Origin of the sequence: Christiangramia lutea (assembly GCF_022489035.1) — a bacterium.
GTDB lineage: Bacteria > Bacteroidota > Bacteroidia > Flavobacteriales > Flavobacteriaceae > Christiangramia > Christiangramia lutea.
The window spans coordinates 1-2,547 of the sequence record NZ_JAKVTV010000018.1; the positions used below are offsets into that span (position 1 = coordinate 1).

Consider the following 2,547-nt stretch of genomic DNA (forward strand, 5'->3'; position numbering starts at 1 on the left):
AACAACGGTTAATCGCCAATAAGCGGTAGCATTAGAAGGAAAATAATTAACTTGACCAACAAACCAATAATAAGCCGACAAATCCGCGTCCCTTACTCCGCCAACTGGCGATAACCGAAACCGTTACCTGCAAGCCATAAAGAAAATTCAATGAAAGAAGAAAATACGTTTGACCCAAATAGAATCAAAAAATTAAGAGAACAAAAATTAGCTGAAGATTTAGGAATTACGTACCAGGAATTAAATCAAATTAATTATAAACTCAAAACTAATTATTTAGAAGATCTTACTATTGAACACATAGTTTCATTTGATGAAGATTCGCCTAAAGAAATATTAAATAAAATTGAAGGATTAAATTCTTCAAACAAAGTTAGTCTATCTCCATTTTACGATTATGATGATGATTTTTTAATTCAAAGAGATGAGTATTTTGCTATACTTTCCAATAAAAATTATTTAAGAAGTTTCCATACTGAGATTTATAATATCAGGAATTTGAATGAAGTAATATTATCAGATGATAAACTTGAAAAGGTTCTTAGAAGACAACTTTTCGTTGGAAGTATTGGCATACTTGAGGCATTTTTATCAGAAGTATTCATAAATACAACAAATGATAGTAAAGAGTATTTTCGAAATTTTGTCAGCTCCTACCCCGAATTCAAAAATCGAAAGTTCACTTTGGATCAAATTTTTAATGAATACGAAAGAATTGAGGTCGTTGCTAAAAAAGAGATGATAGAAGTAATTTATCACAACTTAGCAAAAGTGAAAAATATGTATGAAAGTACTTTTAAAATAAATTTTCCTTCAATTGTAAATTTGACAAAAGCCGTAAGTGTTCGACATGATCTCGTCCACAGGAATGGAAAAAATAAGAATGGTCAAATTATAGAAATCAATAAAAAAGTAATCGAAGATTTATTAAATGAGATTTCCGACTTTGCTAATGAAATTATTATTGATCTTAAACTTAAAAAGCAATAAATGGCCAGCAGGTAACAACGGTTCATCGCCAATAAGCGGCACCGTTAGTAAGAAAATAATTAACTTGACCAACGAACCAATACTAAGCCGACAAATTCGCGTCCCCTACTCCGCCAACTGGCGATAACCGAGACCGTTGTGAGCAAGCTTAAACAAAATTTCGACAAAGAATAAATGAACAAAGCAGATTACGGAGAAAGAGGATTATTTGTTGGAATAGCTTCGATTATTTGTGCTTTCTATTTTTTTGCACCGACCTTATTTACTTTTAAAAGTTCCTTAATAGAGCAAAGAGGAAGAATTGAAAGTATGGAAATATTTTATACTCCTGTTGAAAGTTGGAGAGGTAGTAAAAGTGTCAAATCTGAATTAATATTTACTCTAAACTCGACCAAGAGTGTTTATGTTCTGATGAAAAATATCGGACTGAACAGTTATAACGAAAGATTTGAAGAAATAGAAAGACAATTAACTAAATCAGGAAAGGCAACTGTTCTGATAAAAGAAAGTCAAAAAGAAGAATTTAAGCCAACTGTTTTCCAAATAGCCGATAAAAATGGCGAAATTATATATAATTCGAATGAAGCTAAATCTCATTCAAGATTAGGATTTTTAATTTCATTTGGAGTTGGCATTTTTGGAATTGGTATTTTTATATACCATAAATACTCTAACCGGATAAAAGGATATTTTAGAAAAGCCAGCTCACAACAACGGTTCATCGCCAATAAGCGGCACCGTTAGTAAGAAAATAATTAACTTGACCAACAAACCAATACTAAGCCGACAAATCCGCGTCCCGCACTCCGCCAACTGGCGATAACCGAGACCGTTGTGTATAATGTAATTTGTAAAATTCTAACTATTTAATAATTGAAAAGAATACCATTGAAAATTAGATATTTAATAATATGCGTCAGTATTTTGACATTTATATTATTAAATTTTTTGATACCAGGAAAACTGATTAAAATTCTAGTTAGACCTCTAAATCATTTATTTGGTTATTATTTCGCATTATCCACTAATACAATAGATTATTTATTAGTCTCATCAATCCCAATTGTTGGAATATTATTTAATTCTAAAAGAAAAACATTTAAAATATCAGAACTCATAAAAGATATTTTTACTATTATACTTTTTACAATTCTTTTTTTCATATCCGCTATTTGTCTTTTAGTTTATTATAATGATCCTAATCCTCTCATACCTGGAAGTATTAAAGTAGAACCTTTCAATTTTTACATAACTCTATTTTTGATAACTGGGATTTTATTTCCATTTATATTATCAAAATTGATATTTACTAAAAATTAGAATATTGGTAAATTACACTATACACAACAACGGTTCATCGCCAATAGCCGGTGGTGTTAGAAAGAAAATAATTAACTTGACCAACAAATCAATACTAAGCCGACAAATCCGCGTCCCTTACTCCGCCAACTGGCGATAACCGAGACCGTTGTGCACAAGCCTCACAAAGATGAGAACTACAATACAAATATTTCTGATTTTGATTTCTACATTGACATTTGGTCAAAAGAAAATTAG

General features: G+C 30.5%; 2 protein-coding genes. Both read left to right on the top strand.

Annotated features, from left to right (window positions below; genetic code table 11):
• The first annotated feature begins 150 nt into the window (after nt 1-150).
• Entirely contained in the window at nt 151-990 is an 840-nt protein-coding gene (locus tag ML462_RS15925) for a hypothetical protein (protein WP_240714825.1), read from the top strand.
• Between the two features lie 174 nt (nt 991-1,164).
• Nucleotides 1,165-1,734 (top strand): hypothetical protein, encoded by a 570-nt coding sequence (locus ML462_RS15930; protein ID WP_240714826.1) that lies wholly within the window; start codon nt 1,165-1,167, stop codon nt 1,732-1,734.
• Nucleotides 1,735-2,547: the final 813 nt, after the last annotated feature.

Bases quoted from the DNA above. Each gene is read 5' to 3' on its own strand.
- ML462_RS15925 (WP_240714825.1), top strand. From the start codon at position 151: ATGAAAGAAGAAAATACGTTTGACCCAAATAGAATCAAAAAATTAAGA.
- ML462_RS15930 (WP_240714826.1), top strand. From the start codon at position 1,165: ATGAACAAAGCAGATTACGGAGAAAGAGGATTATTTGTTGGAATAGCT.